Origin of the sequence: Xanthomonas campestris pv. badrii (assembly GCF_012848175.1) — a bacterium.
Classification (GTDB): domain Bacteria; phylum Pseudomonadota; class Gammaproteobacteria; order Xanthomonadales; family Xanthomonadaceae; genus Xanthomonas; species Xanthomonas campestris_C.
In genome coordinates, this window is the sequence record NZ_CP051651.1 from 3555938 (window position 1) to 3574455 (window position 18518).

Here is an 18518-nt window from a genome sequence, read left to right on the forward strand (position 1 = left end):
CGCCTGAGCGAGAGCGCCAGTGTATGCGCAGCGCGACCGGGCCGGCAGCGCAACCGGACATCACGCGCGGGGCGGCCACCGCCCATCCCCATCTTTCGCTCACGCCGGACCTGTATGCTGGCGCCACGGACAGGCCACTCATGATCAAAGCGCAACCTCCCCGCATCGACCAAGACCCGCAGGATCAGACCCAGGTCCGCCTCGCCGGCAGTTGGGTTCTGGCAACCGCCCTGCCCCAGGCAGAACTGCTGCAGGCCGTACCCGACGGGGTGCGCCGCATCGACGCGCGCGGCATCGGGCAACTGGATTCGGCCGGCGTGCTGCAGCTGCTGCGCTTTGCCGGCCGCATGGGGCTGAAGGAAGACGCGATCGATTTCCGCGACGAGCACCAGGCACTGGTGTGCACCATCGAGGAACTCAACGACGAACGCCCCAAGCCCAAGCGCGACTACGGCTTCGTCGCCGCGCTCGACCGCCTGGGCCGCACCACCCACGGGGTCGGCCAGGGCATCCTGGAACTCAATAGTTTTCTGGGCGAGAACCTGGTCAAGATCATGCGGCTGATCCACGAGCCGCGCCGCTTCCGCCTGACCTCCACCGTGCACCACATGGAGCAGGTGGGCCTGGATGCGGTGCCGCTGGTGGTGTTGCTGTCGTACCTGGTGGGCGCGGTGATCGCGTTCCTGGGCTCGACCATCCTGCGCGACTTCGGCGCAGAGATTTATGTGGTGGAGCTGGTCAGCATCGCCTTCCTGCGCGAATTCGCGGTGCTGCTGACCGCCATCGTGCTGGCCGGGCGCACCGCCAGCGCGTTCACCGCGCAGATCGGTGCGATGAAATCGCGCGAAGAGGTCGATGCCATTCGCACGCTGGGCCTGGACCCGATCGACCTGCTGGTGATTCCACGCCTGCTCGCGCTGCTGTTCACCCTGCCGCTGCTGACCTTCATCGCGATGATCGCCGGCCTGGCCGGGGGCGTCACGGTGGGCGCGTTCGACCTGGATATCCCGCCGCAGATGTATCTGGCGCGCATGCACGAGACCATCCAGTTGCGGCATTTCCTGGTCGGCCTGTCCAAGGCGCCGCTGTTCGCGCTGGTGATCGGCCTGATCGGCTGCCTGGAAGGGTTGAAGGTCAGTGGCACCGCGCAATCGGTGGGCGAACGCACCACCTCTTCGGTGGTGCAGACGATTTCCTTGGTCATCATCCTGGACGCGATTGCGGCGTTGTGGTTCATGAAGATGGGGTGGTGATGAGACCGGGATTCGACATTCGGGATTCGGGATTGGTGCAAGGCAGAAGCGTGGCTGGCGCACTGAGCTTCGGGAGAGCTCTGCTGTGACCAATCCCGACTCCCTACTCCCCAATCCCGGCCCAGACACCGATGACGACCAGCTGGCGATTTCCGTGCGCGGGCTCACCAACCGGTTCGGTAGCCAGACCGTGCACGAAGAACTCGATCTGGATGTGCGTCGCGGCGAAATCCTGGGTGTGGTCGGCGGCTCGGGCACCGGCAAGTCGGTGCTGATGCGCAGCATCCTGGGCCTGCGCGAACCGGATGCCGGCAGCATCCAGGTGCTGGGCGCGGACGCGCGCTCGGGTCGCTTCGCCGACCGCCAGCACATCACCCGCAACACCGGCGTGCTGTTCCAGGACGGCGCGCTGTTTTCGTCGATGACCGTGGGTGAGAACGTACAGGTGCCGTTGAAGGAACATCACGGCGAATTTCCGGAGCGCTGGTATTTCGAGTTGGCGCTGCTGAAGATCAAACTGGCGGGTTTGCCGGCCGATGCGCTGGACAAGCTGCCCTCGCAACTGTCCGGCGGCATGCGCAAGCGCGCCGGCCTGGCGCGTGCGCTGGCGCTGGACCCGCCGTTGCTGTTCCTGGACGAACCCACCGCCGGGCTGGACCCGATCGGCGCGGCCGCCTTCGACCGCCTGATCCGCACCCTGCAGCAGGCATTGGGCCTGACCGTGTTCCTGATCACCCATGACCTGGATACGCTGTACGCCATCTGCGACCGCATCGCGGTGCTGGCCGATCGCAAGGTGATCGCCAACGCACCGCTGGCCGAGGTCGAGCAGATCGATCATCCCTGGATCCAGGACTATTTCCACGGTCCGCGCGCCCGCGCCGCGCGCGCGGCCAAGACCGACTCCACCGAGACCGCCTGAGCATGGAAACCAAAGCCAATTACGTCCTGATCGGCGCCTTCACCATCGTGGCCGGCCTGGCCCTGCTGCTGTTCGGGCTGTGGGCCGCCAAATATTCATCCGACCGCACCTGGCAGCAATACCGGGTGGTGTTCCGCGAGGCGGTCACCGGCCTGTCGGTCGGCAGCCCGGTGCAGTACAACGGCATCGCGGTCGGCTCGATCACCGAGCTGACCCTGGCGCCGAACGACCCGCGCCAGGTGGTGGCGCATGTGCGGGTCAATTCCACCACGCCGATCAAGAGCGACACCCGTGCCAAGCTGGCGATCACCAGCCTCACCGGCCCGTCGATCATCCAGCTCTCCGGCGGCACGCCCGAGGCGCCGTCGCTGACCACCATCGACAAGAGCGATGCGCCGATCATCCAGACCACCCCGTCGGCACTGCAGAACATCACCGACACCGCCAACCGCATCGTCGAGCGCATGGACCAGATGCTCTCGGACAAGAACGTGGCCAGCATTTCGGCCACGCTGCAGAACCTGGAAAAGATCAGCGGCGGCATCGCCGATCGCGACGAGGGCATGCAGGCGCTGATCGTCAGCGCGCGCGATGCCGCGCGCAATCTGGACACCACCCTGACCACCACCAACGGCACCATCAAGCGGCTGGACCAGAACCTGGTGCAGCAGCTGCCGGGCATCCTGGAAAAGCTCGATGCCACCCTGGTCAAGCTGGATTCGGCTGCCGGCAACGCCGACAACATCCTTGGCGAGAACCGCGCGGCCATCAACAGCTTTGCCAACGATGGGCTGGGCCAGCTCGGCCCGACACTGACCGAATTGCGCGGCCTGATCCGCGACCTGCGCCGGGTCAGCGACAAACTGGACAACAACCCTGCGCGCTACCTGCTCGGCCGCGACGCACCCAAGGAGTTCGAACCGAAATGACTGCCATGCGCCTGTTGCGTCCCCTGTTGTGCGTGTCGTTGCTGGCGCTGGGCGGCTGCTCGGTGCTGGCCGGCGGCGACAAGAAACCGGCCACGATCTACGCCCCCACCGTACGCGTGACGCCCAATCCGGCGTGGCCGCAGGTGAGCTGGCAGCTGGTGGTGGCCAAACCCAGCGCTGCACGCGTGATCGACAGCCCGCGCATCAATGTGCGCCCGACCCCCGGCGAGCTGCAGGTCTACCACGGCGCAGGCTGGGCGCAGCCGGCCACCGACATGCTGGAAGACAGCGTGGTGCGCGCGTTCGAGGACTCCGGCAAGATCGCCGCGGTGGCCCATATCGGTACCGGCATCCGCGCCGACTACAAGCTGGCGATCGACCTGCGCCGCTTCGAATCCGATTACGCCGGCCAGTCGCTGCCCTCGGCCACGATCGAGCTCAACGCCAAACTGCTGCATTCGACCGACCAACGCGTGGTCGCCTCGCGTACCTTCCTGGTCGCCCGCCCGTCCACCGGCACCGAAACCGCCGCAGTCGCAGTGGCTTTCGAGCAGGCACTGACCCAGGTCACCACCGAGCTGGTCGGCTGGACGCTGACCACCGGGCAGCAGGACAGCGCAGCGCTGCCGCGGACACCGTAAGCCGACGCGTCGCCCTGCAGCCGGAACGTATCTCACCCGGCACCGGATGCAATCGCCGGGATCCGCCGGCCTCCCTTCTCCCGCAAGCGGGAGAGGTGGCGCGCAGCGCCGGATGAGGGCACGCACCGTCTGCCGAGCAGGCCGTAACCCCATGCGTCACCCTGCAGCCGGAACGCATCTCACCCGGCACCGGATCCAGCACCCTGCGATCGCCGGGATCCGCCGGCCTCCCTTCTCCCGCACGCGGGAGAAGGTGGCGCGCAACGCCGGATGAGCGCACGCACCGTCTGCCGAGCATGCCGTAACCCCATGCGTCACCCTGCAGCCGGAACGCATCTCACCCAGCACCAGATCCAGCACCCTGCAATCGCCGGGATCCGCCGGCCTCCCTTCTCCCGGCAAGCGGGAGAAGGTGGCGCGCAGCGCCGGATGAGGGCACGCACCGTCTGCCGAGCATGCCGTAACCCATGCCTCCCCCTGCAGCCGGAACGCATCTCACCCAGCACCGGATCCAGCACCCTGCAATCGCCGGGATCCGCCGGCCTCCCTTCTCCCGCAAGCGGGAGAAGGTGGCGCGCAGCGCCGGATGAGGGCACGCACCGTCCCTGGGCAAGCTCGCCGCGGCACCAGCCTCACCTCGCCCCAACCGACGCAATCTGCCGAAAGGTCAGATTGATCCGCTCCCCCACCGGCCGCGCCGTGCGTGGCAAGGCATGCTTGTAGCAGCGCTGCGTGTCGCCACCCATCAGCAACAGATCGCCGTGCCCCAATTCCAGCGTCTGCTTCAGCGCCGCATCGTCGCGATGCTTGAACGCAAAGCGCCGCGTCGCGCCCAGGCTCACCGAAGCGATCAACGGCTGCGCGCCCAGCTCCGGCTCGTCGTCGCTGTGCCAGCCCATCGCATCGGCCCCGCTACGGTAGCGGTTGACCAGCACGCTGTTGAAGGGGTGCCCGGTCTCGGCCTCCAGCCGCGCACGGACCGGCTGCAATGCGTCCAGCCACGGCTGCGGCGCGAACTGCGTGCCGGAATAGCGGTAGCTTGCATCCGCATCGCCGATCCAGCTGCTCAGGCGGGGCGAATCCACCACCCGCCCGAACATGCGGATGCGGTGCACTTCCCACCGCACCTGCGCCAGCAGGGTCTGCAGCAGCGTATCGGCCTGCGGCGCGTCCAGCCATCCCCGCTGCCAGCGGATCTGCGCCCCCGGCAATGTCACCTCGATCTTCATCGGCCAGACGCTAGCACGCGTGCCCACACCGCGCCGTCGGCAGCGGATGAATCGCGTCGATTTGCCGCCGTCACATGCAATCCCGGAAAATGCGCACCAGCCATCGAGCCAACGGGAGCGGAGCAATGTCGGTAACGGGAGTCGGCGCACAGGCGCCAGAGACGGTCGAACGTGACGTCATGGAATACGACGTCGTCACCGTCGGTGCCGGGCCGGCCGGGCTGTCGTTCGCGATCCGGCTCAAGCAGCTCAACCCCGAGTTGAGCGTGTGCGTGATCGAAAAGTCCAGCACCATCGGCGCGCATATCCTGTCCGGCGCAGTGATCGAGCCCGGCCCGCTGGATGCCCTGCTGCCGGGCTGGCGCGACAACCCGCCGCCGATCTGCGTGGCCGCCACCGACGACGAATTCTGGTTCCTCGGCAAGGACAGCGCACGCAAGTTCCCGGTGGTGCCGCCGGGCATGCGCAACCATGGCAATTTCATCGTGAGCCTGGGCGCGATGTGCGCCTGGCTGGCGCCACAGGCCGAAGCGCTGGGTGTGGAGATCTATCCGGGCTTTGCCGCCGCCGAAACCCTGCACGACGACAGTGGCCAGGTGATCGGTGTGCGCATCGGCGACATGGGCGTGGCCAAGGATGGCTCGCACAAGCCCGGTTACACCGCCGGCATCGACATCCGCGCCAAGGTCACCGTGCTCGCCGAAGGCGCGCGCGGCCACCTGACCAAGCGGCTGCTCAAGCGCTTCGACCTCACTGCCGACAGCGACCCGCAAGGCTACTCGATCGGCATCAAGGAGCTGTGGCAGGTGCCCGAAGGCCGTGTCACGCCCGGAAAGATCGTGCACACCATCGGCTGGCCGGCCGACAATCGCACCTACGGTGGCAGCTTTCTGTATCACCTGGACAACAACCAGATCGCGCTCGGCTATGTCAGCGGGCTGGACTACAGCGACCCGAGCTACCAACCGTGGGAAGCCTTCCAGCAGTGGAAGAATCACCCACTGATCAAGCCGCTGCTGGAAGGCGGCAGCATCCTGTCGGCCGGCGCGCGCGCCATCGTCACCGGCGGCTGGCAGTCGCTGCCGAAGACGGAAATGCCCGGTGCCTTGCTGATCGGCGATACCGCCGGCCTGCTCAACGTGCCCAAGATCAAGGGCACCCATCAGGCGATCCGCAGCGGCATGCTGGCCGCCGAACACCTGGTGCAATCGCAATTGGCACCGCAAGGCTTCGACGCCAAACTGCGCGCCTCCGATGCAATGGCCGAGCTGAAGCAGGTGCGCAACATCAAGCCAGGCTTCAAGAAGGGCCTGTGGTTCGGCCTGCTCAATGCGGCCTGGGAAACCGCGCTCAAGGGCGCATCCCCGTGGACGTTGAAGAACAAGCCAGACTGGTCGGCGTTGCGCAAGATCGGCGACTACGAACAACCCAAGCGCGACTACGTCACCCGCGAGCTGGCCCCGCGCGACCGCCTGCAAGCCGTGTACTTCGCCGCCACCGAGCACGACGAAGACCAGCCGGTACATCTGAAGGTGTTGGACACCGATGTCTGCGCCACCCGCTGTGTGACCGAATACGACAATCCCTGCACCCGTTTCTGCCCGGCCAACGTCTACGAAATGGTCGCAGACGCCGCCAGCCCCTCCGGCAAGCGCCTGCAGATCAATGCCGCCAACTGCGTGCACTGCAAGACCTGCGACATCAAGGACCCCTACGAAATCATCACCTGGGTCACGCCGGAGGGTGGTTCGGGCCCGAACTACCAAAACCTCTAGAAATCAGGGGCCGCAAGGCCCCTGATCGTTTACGCACGCTTGAACGACACGCCGGTCTTGCTGCGCAATTCGTCGGTTTCCACTCCGTCCGCAGCATCCACCAACACCAACCCATCAGCGGTGACATCGAACACCGCCAGATCGGTGATGATGCGATCCACCACGCCGACCCCGGTCAGCGGCAGGTCGCATTCGGGCAGGATCTTATGGCTGCCGTCCTTGGCGACGTGCTCCATCAGCACCACCACGCGCTTGACGCCGGCCACCAGGTCCATCGCCCCGCCCATGCCCTTGACCATCTTGCCGGGCACCATCCAGTTGGCCAGGTCGCCGCGGTCGGTGACCTGCATCGCGCCCAGGATCGCCAGGTCGATATGGCCGCCGCGAATCATCGCGAACGAATCGTGGCTGCCGAAATAACTGGCGCCGGCGCGCGCGGTGACGGTCTGCTTGCCCGCATTGATCAAGTCCGCGTCCACTTCGTCCTCGGTGGGAAACGGGCCGATGCCGAGCAGTCCATTCTCTGATTGCAGCCACACGTCCACGCCTTCCGGGATGTGGTTGGCCACCAGCGTCGGCAGTCCAATTCCCAAATTGACGTAGGCGCCATCGGTCAGTTCGCGCGCGGCACGGGCGGCCATCTGGTCTCGGGTCCAGGCCATTACTGCTGTCCTTCGCGCACGGTGCGCTGTTCGATGCGTTTTTCCGGCGTGGCGTTGAGCACCAAGCGGTCGACGTAGATACCGGGTAGATGCACGTGGTCTGGATCGATGGCGCCCAGCTCCACGATCTCTTCGACTTCGGCAATGCAGACGCGACCGGCCATGGCGCAGGCCGGGTTGAAGTTGCGTGCGGTCTTGCGGAACACCAGGTTGCCGGCGGTATCGGCACGCCACGCCTTGACCAGGGCGAGGTCGGCCTGCAATGCGGTCTCCAACACATAGTGCTTGCCGGCGAACGCGCGGGTTTCCTTGCCCTCGGCCACGATGGTGCCGTAGCCGGTGGCGGTGTAGAACGCAGGGATTCCTGCACCGCCCGCGCGCAGGCGCTCGGCCAACGTGCCCTGTGGGTTGAATTCCAGCTCCAGTTCGCCCGCCAGATACTGGCGCTCGAATTCCTTGTTCTCGCCGACATAGGACGAAATCATCTTGCGGATCTGGCGGGTGGCCAATAGCTGACCCAGCCCGAATCCATCCACGCCGGCGTTGTTGGAAATCACCGTCAACCCGCTGGCCCCGCTATCGCGCACGGCGGCGATCAGCGCCTCCGGAATCCCGCACAACCCGAAGCCGCCGACGGCCAGGGTCTGGCCATCGGCCAGCACGCCATCGAGCGCCGCCTCGGCACCGGCGTAGCGCTTGCCAGCTGCCTTGTCACGTCCATCATTGCGCATCACCGCCCTCACCTCGCTGATGTGAAGCGGCCATTCTATCCGCTGACTGTTCCCTGTCCCCGGTCGCAATTCCGCCACACCCAAGACACGGCGCACCCGCTAAACTCGGGTGTCCCCCACCCTAGGAATTGCCCATGACGCTACCCGCCTTCAAGGCCTACGACATCCGCGGCCGCGTGCCGGATGAACTCAACGAGGACTTGGCCCGCCGTATCGGCGTGGCACTGGCGGCGCAGCTGGATCAGGGGCCTGTGGTCCTGGGCCACGACGTGCGCCTGGCGAGCCCCGCATTGCAGGAAGCGCTGTCAGCCGGCCTGCGTGCCAGCGGCCGTGAGGTCATCGATATCGGCCTATGCGGCACCGAAGAGGTCTATTTCCAGACCGATTACCTCAAGGCCGCCGGCGGCGTCATGGTCACCGCCAGCCACAATCCGATGGACTACAACGGCATGAAGCTGGTGCGCGAACAGGCGCGCCCGATCAGTTCGGACACCGGCCTGTTCGCCATCCGCGACACGGTCGCGGCCGATACCGCCGCACCCGGTGAGCCCACAGCCGCCGAGCACAGCCGCACCGACAAGACCGCGTACCTGGAGCACCTGCTCAGCTACGTGGACCGCAGCACGCTCAAGCCGCTCAAGCTGGTGGTCAATGCCGGCAACGGCGGCGCCGGCCTGATCGTGGACCTGCTGGCCCCGCACCTGCCGTTCGAGTTCGTGCGCGTGTTCCACGAGCCCGATGGCAACTTCCCCAACGGCATCCCCAATCCGCTGTTGCCAGAAAACCGCGATGCCACCGCCAAGGCGGTCAAGGATCACGGTGCGGACTTCGGCATTGCCTGGGATGGCGACTTCGATCGCTGCTTCTTCTTCGACCATACCGGCCGCTTCATCGAAGGCTATTACTTGGTCGGCCTGCTCGCACAGGCGATCCTGGCCAAGCAGCCGGGCGGCAAGGTCGTGCACGACCCGCGCCTGACCTGGAACACGGTCGAGCAGGTTGAAGAAGCCGGCGGCATTCCGGTGCTGTGCAAAAGCGGCCACGCCTTCATCAAGGAAAAGATGCGCAGCGAGAACGCCGTGTACGGTGGCGAGATGAGCGCGCACCACTATTTCCGCGAGTTCGCCTACGCCGATTCCGGCATGATTCCATGGCTGCTGATCGCCGAGCTGGTGTCACAGTCCGGCCGCTCGCTGGCCGATCTGGTCGAGGCGCGCATGCAGAAGTTCCCCTGCAGCGGCGAGATCAACTTCAAGGTCGCCGATGCCAAGGCCTCCGTTGCCCGCGTGATGGCGCATTACGCCGACCTGTCGCCGGAGCTGGACTACACCGACGGCATCAGCGCCGATTTCGGTCAATGGCGTTTCAACCTGCGCAGCTCCAACACCGAGCCGCTGCTGCGTCTGAACGTGGAAACCCGCGGCGATGCCGCATTGCTGGAAAGCCGCACGCAAGAGATTTCCGACTTGCTGCGCGGCTGATCTACCATTCTCCCCCACCTTTGACGCACTGGAGTTTCCCCCGCTCATGAGCGACGTCCTTCCGATTATCTTGTCCGGCGGCTCCGGCACGCGCCTGTGGCCGCTGTCGCGCGAGTCCTACCCCAAGCAGTTCCTGCCGCTGGTCGGCGACAAGAGCATGCTGCAGGCCACCTGGCTGCGCTCGGCTCCGGTCGCAGGCCACGCACCCATCGTCGTGGCCAACGAAGAGCATCGCTTCATGGCTGCCGAGCAGCTGCAGCAGCTGGGCGTCAAGCCGTCTGCCATCCTGCTGGAGCCCAAGGGTCGCAATACCGCGCCGGCGATTGCAGTTGCTGCGCTGGAAGCCACACGCGATGGCGCCGACCCGCTGCTGCTGGTGCTGCCCTCGGACCATGTGATCGGTGACGAGGCTGCATTCCAGGCTGCGGTGAAAGTGGCTGCTGAAGCAGCAGCACAGGGCAAGTTGGTCACCTTTGGCATCAAGCCGACCGCACCGGAAACCGGCTATGGCTACATCAAGGCGGGCGCGGGCGCTGGCGTCAGCGCGGTTGAACGCTTTGTCGAAAAGCCGGACCTGGCGACCGCGCAGGGCTACCTGAGCAGCGGCGAGTACTACTGGAACAGCGGCATGTTCCTGTTCCGCGCCTCCCGCTACCTGGAGGAGCTGCGCAAGTTCCATCCCGCCATCGCCGATGCCTGCCAGACCGCGTGGCAGAACGGCAGGCGCGATGCCGACTTCACCCGCCTGGACAAGGACGCCTTCGCGGCCAGCCCGTCGGATTCGATCGACTACGCGGTGATGGAAAAGACCGCCGATGCGGTCGTGGTGCCGCTGGATGCCGGCTGGAACGACGTCGGCTCGTGGTCGTCGCTGCTGGATGTGTCCGAGCAGGACACGCAGGGCAACGCGCATCATGGCGATGTGATCCAGCTGGATTGCCGCAACACCTACGCCTATGGTTCGCGCCTGATCGCCATGGTCGGCCTGGAAGACGTCGTCGTCGTCGAGACGCCGGATGCCGTGCTGGTCGGCCACCGCGATCGCATCCAGGAGGTGAAGGAGGTGGTCGGCCGGATCAAGACCGACGGCCGTTCCGAGGCCACCTGGCATCGCAAGGTGTATCGCCCATGGGGCGCGTACGACTCGATCGACATGGGTCAGCGTCATCAGGTCAAGCGCATCACCGTCAAGCCCGGTGCCGTGCTGAGCCTGCAGATGCATCATCACCGCGCCGAACACTGGATCGTGGTCAGTGGCACTGCCGAAGTGACGCGCGGCGACGAAGTGCTGCTGCTGACCGAGAACCAGAGCACCTACATCCCGCTCGGCGTGACCCACCGCTTGCGCAATCCTGGCAAGCTGCCGCTGGAGCTGATCGAAGTGCAGTCCGGCAGCTATCTGGGCGAGGACGACATCGTGCGCTTCGAGGATACCTACGGCCGGGCCTGATCACGCGCCCAACGTAGACGGCAAGATCGACGGCGGCCCATGGCCGCCGTCTTGCGTTATCCGCGACCCACTTTTGATTGCGACACGCTACGCGTGGGCAGATCAAAAGTTGCAGGCTTGCGCAGGCTGCATTGCAGACCTGTGCGTGCAACGCAGCTGCATTGCACGCATCCGGATACCGCTAAGGAAAGCCAAGCGGCGCCTGCCTGCGAGGCGGCAAGCAGCGCCGCATCGCGTAAACCTCATGGACGCCTTGGACGAGTGGCATTGCCACCCGCCAGAAGCCGGCGCCGGCCCTGCTCAGTTGTCGCCGAACAGATCGCGCGTGTAGACCTTGTCCTGCACATCCTGCAGCGCGTCGGCCATGCGGTTGCTGATGATGACGTCGGCCTCGCGCTTGAAGGCTTCCAGGTCGTTGACCACGCGCGAGCGGAAGAACTCCGGATCGCTCAGCGTCGGTTCGTACACGATGATCTCCACGCCCTTGGCCTTGAGGCGCTTCATCACGCCCTGGATGCTGGACGAACGGAAGTTGTCCGAGCCGGCTTTCATGATCAGGCGATAGATCCCAACCACCTTGGGATTGCGCCGCAGCACGTCGGCGGCAATGAAGTCCTTGCGGGTGGTGTTGGAATCGACGATTGCCCGGATGATGGTCTGCGGAACGCTCTGGTAATTGGCCAGCAACTGCTTGGTGTCCTTGGGCAGGCAGTAACCGCCGTAGCCGAAGGACGGATTGTTGTAGTGGCTGCCGATGCGCGGATCCAGGCAGATGCCTTCGATGATCTGACGGCTGTCCAGCCCGTGGGTAAGCGCGTAGGTGTCCAGTTCGTTGAAGTAGGACACCCGCATCGCCAGATAGGTGTTGGCGAACAGCTTGATCGCCTCGGCCTCGGTCGGCTCGGTGAACAACACCGGCACGTCGGGCTTGAGCGCGCCTTCCTGCAGCAGCCGCGCGAAGGTTTCCGCGCGCGCCGAGCGCTCGCCGACGATGATCCGGGATGGGTAGAGGTTGTCGTACAACGCCCGGCCCTCGCGCAGGAATTCGGGCGAGAAGATGATGTTGTCGGTACCGAACTGCGCGCGCAGCTTGGCGACGTAGCCGACCGGGATGGTCGACTTGATCACCATCGTCGCCTGCGGGTTGATCTCCAACACCTTGGCGATCACCACCTCGATCGAGCTGGTGTTGAAGTAATTGGTGTCCGGATCGTAGTCGGTGGGTGTGGCGATGATCACGAACTCGGCGCCGGCAAACGCTTCGTGGGCATCCAGCGTGGCCTTGAAGTTCAGGCCGCCCTCGGCCAACGCGGCCTCGAGTTCCTTGTCGACGATCGGCGAGCGGCCTTCGTTGATCAGCTTGACCTTGGCCTCGACGATGTCCAGCGCCACGACCTCATGGCGCTTGGCGAGCAACACGCCATTGGACAGACCGACATAGCCGGTACCCGCGACAGCGATCTTCATTGGAATTCCTTGCGATTTTGGATGGGGGAGGATGCAGCGCGCTGCACGCAGGCCATGGCGTGATGACGGTACGGCCGCGCCCGCCATGGGCCGGCGCGCCCGCTGGGGGACACGCGAGAACCTGCACGGTGCCGACCGAAGCGCTGCAGCGCGCGCACGCGTCCAGCCCGTGCATCACGCGTCGCACCCGCTTCAGCGGCACATCCACGCCAGCCGCAACCTGCATGAAGCAGTTCGTCGGCCCGGCGCGAATCAGTCCCAGATGGTAGCCGAAGCGAGGTGCAAGCTATGAGTCAGTGCTGAAGCCGCACCGACCCATGGCGCCACTGAAGACGCTCAATGTTGCGCGAGCGTGTCCAGCACCTGGCTCAGTCCATCCCGCCAGTCGGGCAGGCGGATGCCGAATGTTTCCTGCAGGCTGTGGGTATCCAGCTGCGAATAGGCCGGGCGCATGGCCGGCGTGGGATAGTCGGCGGTAGTGATCGCTTCCACGTGCGGCACGCGGGCGAGCAGGCCGCGCGCATGCGCCTGGGCAAAGATGGCTTCGGCAAAACCGTGCCAGGAGGTCTGCCCCGCAGCGGTCAGATGCCACAGCCCGGAGGGTTCGCCGGGCTGGCGTAGCGCATGCGCCGTGATGTCGGCAATCAATGCCGCTGGCGTGGGCGTGCCGATCTGGTCGGCGACCACGCGCAGCACGTCGCGCTCAGCGCCCACGCGAAGCATCGTGCGCAGGAAATTGTGCCCGTGCGCCGCGTAGACCCACGCTGTGCGGAAGATCAGGTGACGGCCGCCGGCCGCCTGCACCGCCTGCTCGCCAGCCAGCTTGCTCTGCCCGTACACGCCGAGCGGCGCGGTGGCGTCGTCGGGCCGATAGGGGCGAGTGCCCTGCCCATCGAAGACATAGTCGGTCGAATAATGGACCAGGGGCACACCGGCGCGCGCGCACCATTGCGCAATGACCGCCGGCGCCTGGGCATTGGCACGGAAGGCCGCATCACGCTCCTGCTCGGCATGATCGACGGCGGTGTAGGCGGCTGCGTTGACGATACACGTTGGCCCCACCCGGTCCAGCAAGCCAGGCAATGTTTCCGGCGCATCGAAATCCGCGGTCTCGCAGGCCGTGCCGTCAGGCAGCTGCCCGCTACGGGTCGCTGCCACCACCCTTGCCCCGGCTCTTGCAAGTGCATGCAGCAGTTCTGTACCGACCTGTCCGCCGGCACCAAATACCAACGTGGTCATACTGGAAAGGTTGGCAAGCGATCAGGCGGCACATCGGCCAGAAATGGTGCGGCTGCGTCCTTGGGAGAGAGCACAGGATTGCTGATCGGCCAGTCGATACCGATCGCAGCATCGTCCCAACGCACGCCGGCATCGGCCTCCTTGACGTAAATATCGGTGCACAGGTAACTGAACAGTGCAGTTTCCGAAAGCACTGCAAAGCCATGTGCAAAGCCCTCCGGTATCCAGACCTGGCGACGGTTCTCAGCGCTCAGCAGGACAGCTGTCCAACGCCCGAAATGCGGCGAGCCGGACCGCAGATCAACCGCAACGTCATACACCTCACCGGCAAGGACGCTGACCAGCTTGCCCTGCGGACGTGGCCACTGATAGTGCAGACCACGCAGGACACTCTTGGCAGATGTGGAAACATTACTCTGCACGAAGTTCTGCGGCAGGCCGTGCTGCTTGAAACGCTCGGCATTCCACGTTTCGAAGAAGTAGCCCCTCGCATCGCCAAAGACTGCTGGCTCGATCACAACGCAGCCAGGCAACGCCGTTTCGATCACTTTCAACGGAGCACTCCACGCTTGGCTAGTGCGTTCAGATACTTACCGTAGTCATTTTTGGCCAACGGCGCCGCAAGGCGCTCCAGCTGTTCGGTGTCGATCCAGCCCTGTCCAAATGCGATTTCCTCGGGACAGCACACCTGCAGCCCCTGACGCATCTGGATGGTCTCGATGAAATTCGCAGCTTCATGAAGTGACTGATGTGTTCCGGTGTCAAGCCAAGCGTACCCACGCCCCAGGGGCTCAAGATGTAGGTTGCCGGCATCGAGATAGCAGCGATTGAGATCGGTGATCTCCAGTTCGCCGCGCGGCGATGGCTTCAACGCGGCTGCATAGTCGCTTGCCCTTCCATCGTAGAAATACAAACCCGTTACCGCATAGTTGGAACGCGGCTTTTCAGGCTTTTCGGCGATATCGATCACCTTGCCCAGCGCATCGAATTCGGCGACACCGTAGCGCTCCGGATCATTGACCCAGTAACCGAAGACAGTAGCCCCCTGCTCTCGTGCATCTGCGCGGCGCAGGGTCTCGGTCAGGCCATGCCCATGGAAGATGTTGTCGCCCAATATCAGGCAGCTCGGCTTTCCGTCCACGAAGTCGCGACCGATCAGATATGCCTGTGCCAGCCCGTCTGGACTCGGTTGCACGGCGTACTGGATATTGACACCCCATTGCGAACCATCGCCCAGCAGCGACTGGAACAGCGCCTGCTCGTGCGGTGTGTTGATGATCAGGATGTCGCGGATGCCCGCCAGCATCAGCACGCTGAGCGGGTAATAGATCATCGGCTTGTCGTACACCGGCAGCAGCTGCTTGCTGACGCCCTTGGTGATTGGATACAGGCGGGTGCCGGAGCCGCCTGCCAGGATGATGCCTTTGCGTTGTGTCATGAGAGCTTCCTTGGAAGGTCGGCACGCACCTGAGCGGCCACCAGGAGAGAGATGTCAGGCCGCCGCGCCAATACGTTCCAGACGGTAGCTTCCGTCCAGCACGCCCTGTACCCATGCCTGATTGGTGAGATACCACTCCACCGTCTGCGCGATGCCCTGCTCGAAGGTATAGGCAGGCTCCCAGCCCAATTCGTTTTTCAGTTTCGAGGCATCGATCGCATAGCGGCGATCGTGCCCGGGCCGGTCGGTGACATGGGTGATCTGGTTCGCGCGTGGCTTGCCGTCTTCGCGCGGACGATGCTGATCCAGCAGTGCGCAGATGGCCTGCACGACCTCGATGTTCTGCCGCTCGGAGTTGCCGCCCACGTTGTAGGTCTCGCCGACTTGGCCCTTGGCCAGCACGGTGCGGATCGCCTCGCAGTGGTCGCTGACGAACAGCCAGTCGCGTACCTGCTTGCCGTCGCCATACACTGGCAGTGGTTCGCCGGCCAACGCCTTGGCAATCACCAGCGGAATGAGCTTCTCGGGGAAATGGTACGGACCGTAGTTATTCGAGCAATTGGTGGTCAGCACCGGCAGCCCGTAGGTGTGGTGGAACGCGCGCACCAGATGATCCGAGGCGGCTTTAGACGCGGAATACGGAGAGTTCGGCGCATAGGGCGTGGTCTCGGTGAACTTGCCGGTCTCGCCCAGGGTGCCGTAGACCTCATCGGTGGACACGTGCAGGAAGCGGAACGCATCCCGACTCGCATCCGGCAACGCTTTCCAGTAATCACGCACCGCTTCGAGCAGGGCCAATGTCCCAACGACGTTGGTCCGAATGAAGGCACCAGGCCCCTCGATCGAGCGATCGACATGGCTCTCGGCCGCGAAGTTCAACACCGCATCAGGCTGGTGTTCCTGCAGCAGGCGGGTGACGAGCGCACCGTCACCGATATCGCCCTTGACGAACACGTGGTCGGCGTTGCCCTCCAGCGATGCCAACGTGTTCAGATTTCCTGCGTAGGTCAGCGCATCCAGGTTGATCACGCGAATCCCGCGGGAGACCGCCTCAAGAACAAAATTGCCACCGATGAAGCCGGCACCGCCGGTTACTAGCCAAGTCGCCACTGTCTACCCCTTCTGGTCGCGCGCCGAACGCGCTGCGTTATCAAACAGCACAGGATATACGGTCCCGGCATTATCGGGCTTAAGCGAGAGCGACTCCGCAATCGCGCCCTCTGACGCATTGCAACACCCATACGCCATCGCATGGTGGATGCTCCCCGGTTAGAATGGCCCCACTCCCGAGCCTGCCGCCGCGGCCGGGCCTTCCCGCAATCGCTGAAGGATCTCGTACACGATGAAAATCCTCGTCGCCTACAAGCGCGTGGTGGACTACAACGTCCGCATTCAGGTCAAGCCGGATGGCTCCGGCGTGGTGACCGAGGGCGTCAAGCTCTCGCCCAACCCGTTCGACGAAATCGCCCTGGAAGAGGCGTTGCGCCTGCGCGATGCCGGCATCGCCACCGAGGTGGTGGTTGCCACGCTTGCCCCGGCCGATGCGGCTGCGCACCTGCGCAATGGCCTGGCCATGGGCGCCAACCGCGCCATCCATGTGGTCACCGATGCGGCCATCCAGCCGCTGACCGCCGCCCGTACCCTGCTCAAGCTGGTCGAGAAGGAACAGCCGGATCTGGTCATCCTGGGCAAGCAGGCCATCGATGACGACGCCAACCAGACCGGCCAGATGCTGGCCACGCTGTGGGGTCGCCCGCAGGCGACGTTTGCCGGCAAGCTGGTGGTGGCCGACGGCAAGGCCACGGTCACCCGCGAAGTGGACGCCGGCCTGGAGACGCTGGAAGTGGACCTGCCGGCGGTGATCACCACCGATCTGCGCCTGAACGAGCCGCGCTTCATCAAGCTGCCGGACATCATGAAGGCCAAGAGCAAGCCGCTGGAAACGCTGGCATTTGCCGACCTCGGCGTGGATGCGCATGACAGCCTGACCACTACCCACTACGCCGCGCCATCCAAGCGCAGCCGTGGCGTCATGGTCAAGGATGCCGCCGAACTGGTGGCCGCACTCAAGCAGAAGGGGTTGCTGTAATGGCCAAGGTTCTCGTTGTTGCCGAACATCTCAACGGCCAGCTCAATGCGGCCACCGCCAAGACCCTGAGCGCCGCGCAGGCGATCTCTGCTGAGTCCATCGATATCGTCGTACTGGCAGCCGACCCGGCCGCCGTTGCAGCGCAGGCCGCACAGCTGGCCGGCGTCGCCCGCGTGCTGACCGTGGCCAACGCCGCCAACGAACACGCCATCGCCCAGGTGCTGGGGCCGCAGATCGCCCAGCTGGCCGGCCAGGGTTATACCCATGTGTTCGGCCCCTCCACCACCTTCGGCAAGGATCTGATGCCGGTGGTTGCCGCGCTGCTTGGCGTCAACCAGATCTCCGACCTGATGGCCGTCAAGGACGCCCATACCTTCAAGCGCCCGATCTACGCCGGCAACGCCATCATCACCGTCAAGGCACCGGCCGAGCAGATCGTGGTTGCGACAGTGCGCAGCGCCTCCTGGCCGGAAGCGGCCAAGGGCGGCAGTGCGGCGGTAGAGCCCGTTACGGTCGATGCCGCCCTGCCGACGCATAGCCGCTTCATCGGCCTGGCGGCCGGCAGCTCCGATCGCCCAGACCTGCAGAGCGCCAAGCGTGTGGTCTCCGGTGGCCGCGGTGTCGGCTCGGCAGAGAACTTCCAGCATATCTATAGCCTGGCCGACAAACTCGGTGCCGCCGTGGGCGCTTCGCGTGCTGCCGTCGATGCCGGCTACGTGCCCAACGAGCTGCAGGTCGGCCAGACCGGCAAGATCATCGCCCCGGAACTGTATGTGGCGATCGGCATCAGCGGCGCGATCCAGCATCTGACCGGCATCAAGGATGCGGGCACCATCGTAGCCATCAACAAGGATCCGGAATCACCGATCTTCGAGATTGCCGATATCGGGTTGGTGGGTGATCTGTTTACGCTGCTGCCGGAGTTGGAGGCTGCACTGGGCTGAGCGCAGAGATACGTGCCGCAGTCTATCGGTCACGCTGCCCCGTCAGGATTGCTTGGAGTGGTGGACAATCTGTCCGCCACGTCCGCACGTGCGTTTATAATTCGCAACCACTTCGCGGGATACCGTAGATGCCGCCGCAGAGCTTTGAGGTCCCGGGCATATGGTGGTTGAACGTCCCTCATGGCTGTGTCGTCGCTCTTGTGCCCGGAACAGATGATTCGGCAGAGCCAGATACCGTGGATCAAGACGGCTATGCAATAGCCCGCTT

General features: G+C 64.9%; 17 protein-coding genes. 9 read left to right on the forward strand and 8 right to left on the reverse strand.

Annotation, left to right across the window (positions count from 1 at the left end; genetic code table 11):
• Positions 1-140 precede the first annotated feature (140 nt).
• The 4 genes from HG421_RS14945 (at position 141) to HG421_RS14960 (ending at position 3745) form a co-directional block, all read left to right on the forward strand.
• Positions 141-1253, forward strand: coding sequence for an MlaE family ABC transporter permease (locus HG421_RS14945; protein WP_169707048.1), 1113 nt, complete (start codon positions 141-143; stop codon positions 1251-1253).
• Positions 1254-1338: 85 nt separating this feature from the next.
• Positions 1339-2175 (forward strand): ABC transporter ATP-binding protein, encoded by an 837-nt coding sequence (locus HG421_RS14950; RefSeq protein ID WP_169707049.1) that lies wholly within the window; start codon positions 1339-1341, stop codon positions 2173-2175.
• Positions 2176-2177: 2 nt separating this feature from the next.
• Positions 2178-3104: an MlaD family protein gene (locus HG421_RS14955; protein WP_039573137.1), complete on the forward strand. Its 927-nt coding sequence runs from the start codon at positions 2178-2180 to the stop codon at positions 3102-3104.
• Positions 3101-3745: an ABC-type transport auxiliary lipoprotein family protein gene (locus tag HG421_RS14960; RefSeq protein WP_169707050.1), complete on the forward strand. Its 645-nt coding sequence runs from the start codon at positions 3101-3103 to the stop codon at positions 3743-3745. The genes HG421_RS14955 and HG421_RS14960 overlap by 4 nt, the downstream gene beginning before the upstream one ends.
• Positions 3746-4377: 632 nt before the next feature.
• Here the strand turns inward: HG421_RS14960 and HG421_RS14965 are convergent.
• Positions 4378-4974, reverse strand: coding sequence for an alpha-ketoglutarate-dependent dioxygenase AlkB family protein (locus HG421_RS14965; protein ID WP_169707051.1), 597 nt, complete (start codon positions 4972-4974; stop codon positions 4378-4380).
• Between the two features lie 125 nt (positions 4975-5099).
• Here HG421_RS14965 and HG421_RS14970 point away from each other — a divergent pair, with 125 nt between their 5' ends.
• Entirely contained in the window at positions 5100-6749 is a 1650-nt protein-coding gene (locus HG421_RS14970; protein ID WP_169707052.1) for an electron transfer flavoprotein-ubiquinone oxidoreductase, read from the forward strand.
• 29 nt (positions 6750-6778) lie between these two features.
• On the opposite strand, the gene HG421_RS14975 is transcribed toward HG421_RS14970, so the two are convergent.
• Both HG421_RS14975 and HG421_RS14980 read right to left on the reverse strand, forming a co-directional pair.
• A complete protein-coding gene (locus HG421_RS14975) occupies positions 6779-7411 on the reverse strand; it encodes a CoA transferase subunit B (RefSeq protein ID WP_169707053.1) in 633 nt (210 codons plus the stop codon).
• Positions 7411-8142 carry a CoA transferase subunit A gene (locus HG421_RS14980; protein WP_169707054.1) on the reverse strand — a complete coding sequence of 244 codons (732 nt, stop codon included), beginning with the start codon at positions 8140-8142 and terminating at the stop codon, positions 7411-7413. The genes HG421_RS14975 and HG421_RS14980 overlap by 1 nt, the downstream gene beginning before the upstream one ends.
• 134 nt (positions 8143-8276) lie before the next feature.
• Between HG421_RS14980 and HG421_RS14985 the strand changes: the two genes are divergently transcribed.
• Positions 8277-9623 (forward strand): phosphomannomutase, encoded by a 1347-nt coding sequence (locus HG421_RS14985; RefSeq protein WP_169707055.1) that lies wholly within the window; start codon positions 8277-8279, stop codon positions 9621-9623.
• Between the two features lie 46 nt (positions 9624-9669).
• Positions 9670-11073, forward strand: a complete 1404-nt coding sequence (locus tag HG421_RS14990; protein WP_169707056.1) for a mannose-1-phosphate guanylyltransferase/mannose-6-phosphate isomerase — start codon at positions 9670-9672, stop codon at positions 11071-11073.
• Between the two features lie 300 nt (positions 11074-11373).
• On the opposite strand, the gene HG421_RS14995 is transcribed toward HG421_RS14990, so the two are convergent.
• From HG421_RS14995 to rfbB, 5 genes are all read right to left on the reverse strand, one after another.
• Positions 11374-12540: a nucleotide sugar dehydrogenase gene (locus HG421_RS14995; RefSeq protein WP_169707057.1), complete on the reverse strand. Its 1167-nt coding sequence runs from the start codon at positions 12538-12540 to the stop codon at positions 11374-11376.
• A gap of 336 nt (positions 12541-12876) precedes the next feature.
• Positions 12877-13779 (reverse strand): dTDP-4-dehydrorhamnose reductase, encoded by a 903-nt coding sequence (gene rfbD, locus HG421_RS15000; RefSeq protein ID WP_169707058.1) that lies wholly within the window; start codon positions 13777-13779, stop codon positions 12877-12879.
• Positions 13776-14333 carry a dTDP-4-dehydrorhamnose 3,5-epimerase gene (rfbC, locus tag HG421_RS15005; RefSeq protein ID WP_169707059.1) on the reverse strand — a complete coding sequence of 186 codons (558 nt, stop codon included), beginning with the start codon at positions 14331-14333 and terminating at the stop codon, positions 13776-13778. The genes rfbD and rfbC overlap by 4 nt, the downstream gene beginning before the upstream one ends.
• Entirely contained in the window at positions 14330-15217 is an 888-nt protein-coding gene (rfbA, locus tag HG421_RS15010; protein ID WP_169707060.1) for a glucose-1-phosphate thymidylyltransferase RfbA, read from the reverse strand. The genes rfbC and rfbA overlap by 4 nt, the downstream gene beginning before the upstream one ends.
• Positions 15218-15271: 54 nt before the next feature.
• Complete coding sequence (gene rfbB / locus HG421_RS15015; protein ID WP_169707061.1) at positions 15272-16327, reverse strand: dTDP-glucose 4,6-dehydratase; 1056 nt, start codon at positions 16325-16327, stop codon at positions 15272-15274.
• A 232-nt stretch (positions 16328-16559) separates the two neighbouring features.
• On the opposite strand from rfbB, the gene HG421_RS15020 reads away from it, so the two are divergent.
• Positions 16560-17306, forward strand: a complete 747-nt coding sequence (locus HG421_RS15020; RefSeq protein WP_169707062.1) for an electron transfer flavoprotein subunit beta/FixA family protein — start codon at positions 16560-16562, stop codon at positions 17304-17306.
• A complete protein-coding gene (locus tag HG421_RS15025; protein ID WP_169707063.1) occupies positions 17306-18250 on the forward strand; it encodes an electron transfer flavoprotein subunit alpha/FixB family protein in 945 nt (314 codons plus the stop codon). The genes HG421_RS15020 and HG421_RS15025 overlap by 1 nt, the downstream gene beginning before the upstream one ends.
• Positions 18251-18518 lie beyond the last annotated feature (268 nt).

Excerpts from the sequence above, each read along its gene's own strand:
- HG421_RS14945 (WP_169707048.1), top strand. The coding sequence starts at position 141 with ATGATCAAAGCGCAACCTCCCCGCATCGACCAAGACCCGCAGGATCAG.
- HG421_RS14955 (WP_039573137.1), top strand. The coding sequence starts at position 2,178 with ATGGAAACCAAAGCCAATTACGTCCTGATCGGCGCCTTCACCATCGTG.
- HG421_RS14960 (WP_169707050.1), top strand. The coding sequence starts at position 3,101 with ATGACTGCCATGCGCCTGTTGCGTCCCCTGTTGTGCGTGTCGTTGCTG.
- HG421_RS14965 (WP_169707051.1), bottom strand. The coding sequence starts at position 4,974 with ATGAAGATCGAGGTGACATTGCCGGGGGCGCAGATCCGCTGGCAGCGG.
- HG421_RS14970 (WP_169707052.1), top strand. The coding sequence starts at position 5,100 with ATGTCGGTAACGGGAGTCGGCGCACAGGCGCCAGAGACGGTCGAACGT.
- HG421_RS14975 (WP_169707053.1), bottom strand. The coding sequence starts at position 7,411 with ATGGCCTGGACCCGAGACCAGATGGCCGCCCGTGCCGCGCGCGAACTG.
- HG421_RS14980 (WP_169707054.1), bottom strand. The coding sequence starts at position 8,142 with ATGCGCAATGATGGACGTGACAAGGCAGCTGGCAAGCGCTACGCCGGT.
- HG421_RS14985 (WP_169707055.1), top strand. The coding sequence starts at position 8,277 with ATGACGCTACCCGCCTTCAAGGCCTACGACATCCGCGGCCGCGTGCCG.
- HG421_RS14990 (WP_169707056.1), top strand. The coding sequence starts at position 9,670 with ATGAGCGACGTCCTTCCGATTATCTTGTCCGGCGGCTCCGGCACGCGC.
- HG421_RS14995 (WP_169707057.1), bottom strand. The coding sequence starts at position 12,540 with ATGAAGATCGCTGTCGCGGGTACCGGCTATGTCGGTCTGTCCAATGGC.
- rfbD (WP_169707058.1), bottom strand. The coding sequence starts at position 13,779 with ATGACCACGTTGGTATTTGGTGCCGGCGGACAGGTCGGTACAGAACTG.
- rfbA (WP_169707060.1), bottom strand. The coding sequence starts at position 15,217 with ATGACACAACGCAAAGGCATCATCCTGGCAGGCGGCTCCGGCACCCGC.
- HG421_RS15020 (WP_169707062.1), top strand. The coding sequence starts at position 16,560 with ATGAAAATCCTCGTCGCCTACAAGCGCGTGGTGGACTACAACGTCCGC.
- HG421_RS15025 (WP_169707063.1), top strand. The coding sequence starts at position 17,306 with ATGGCCAAGGTTCTCGTTGTTGCCGAACATCTCAACGGCCAGCTCAAT.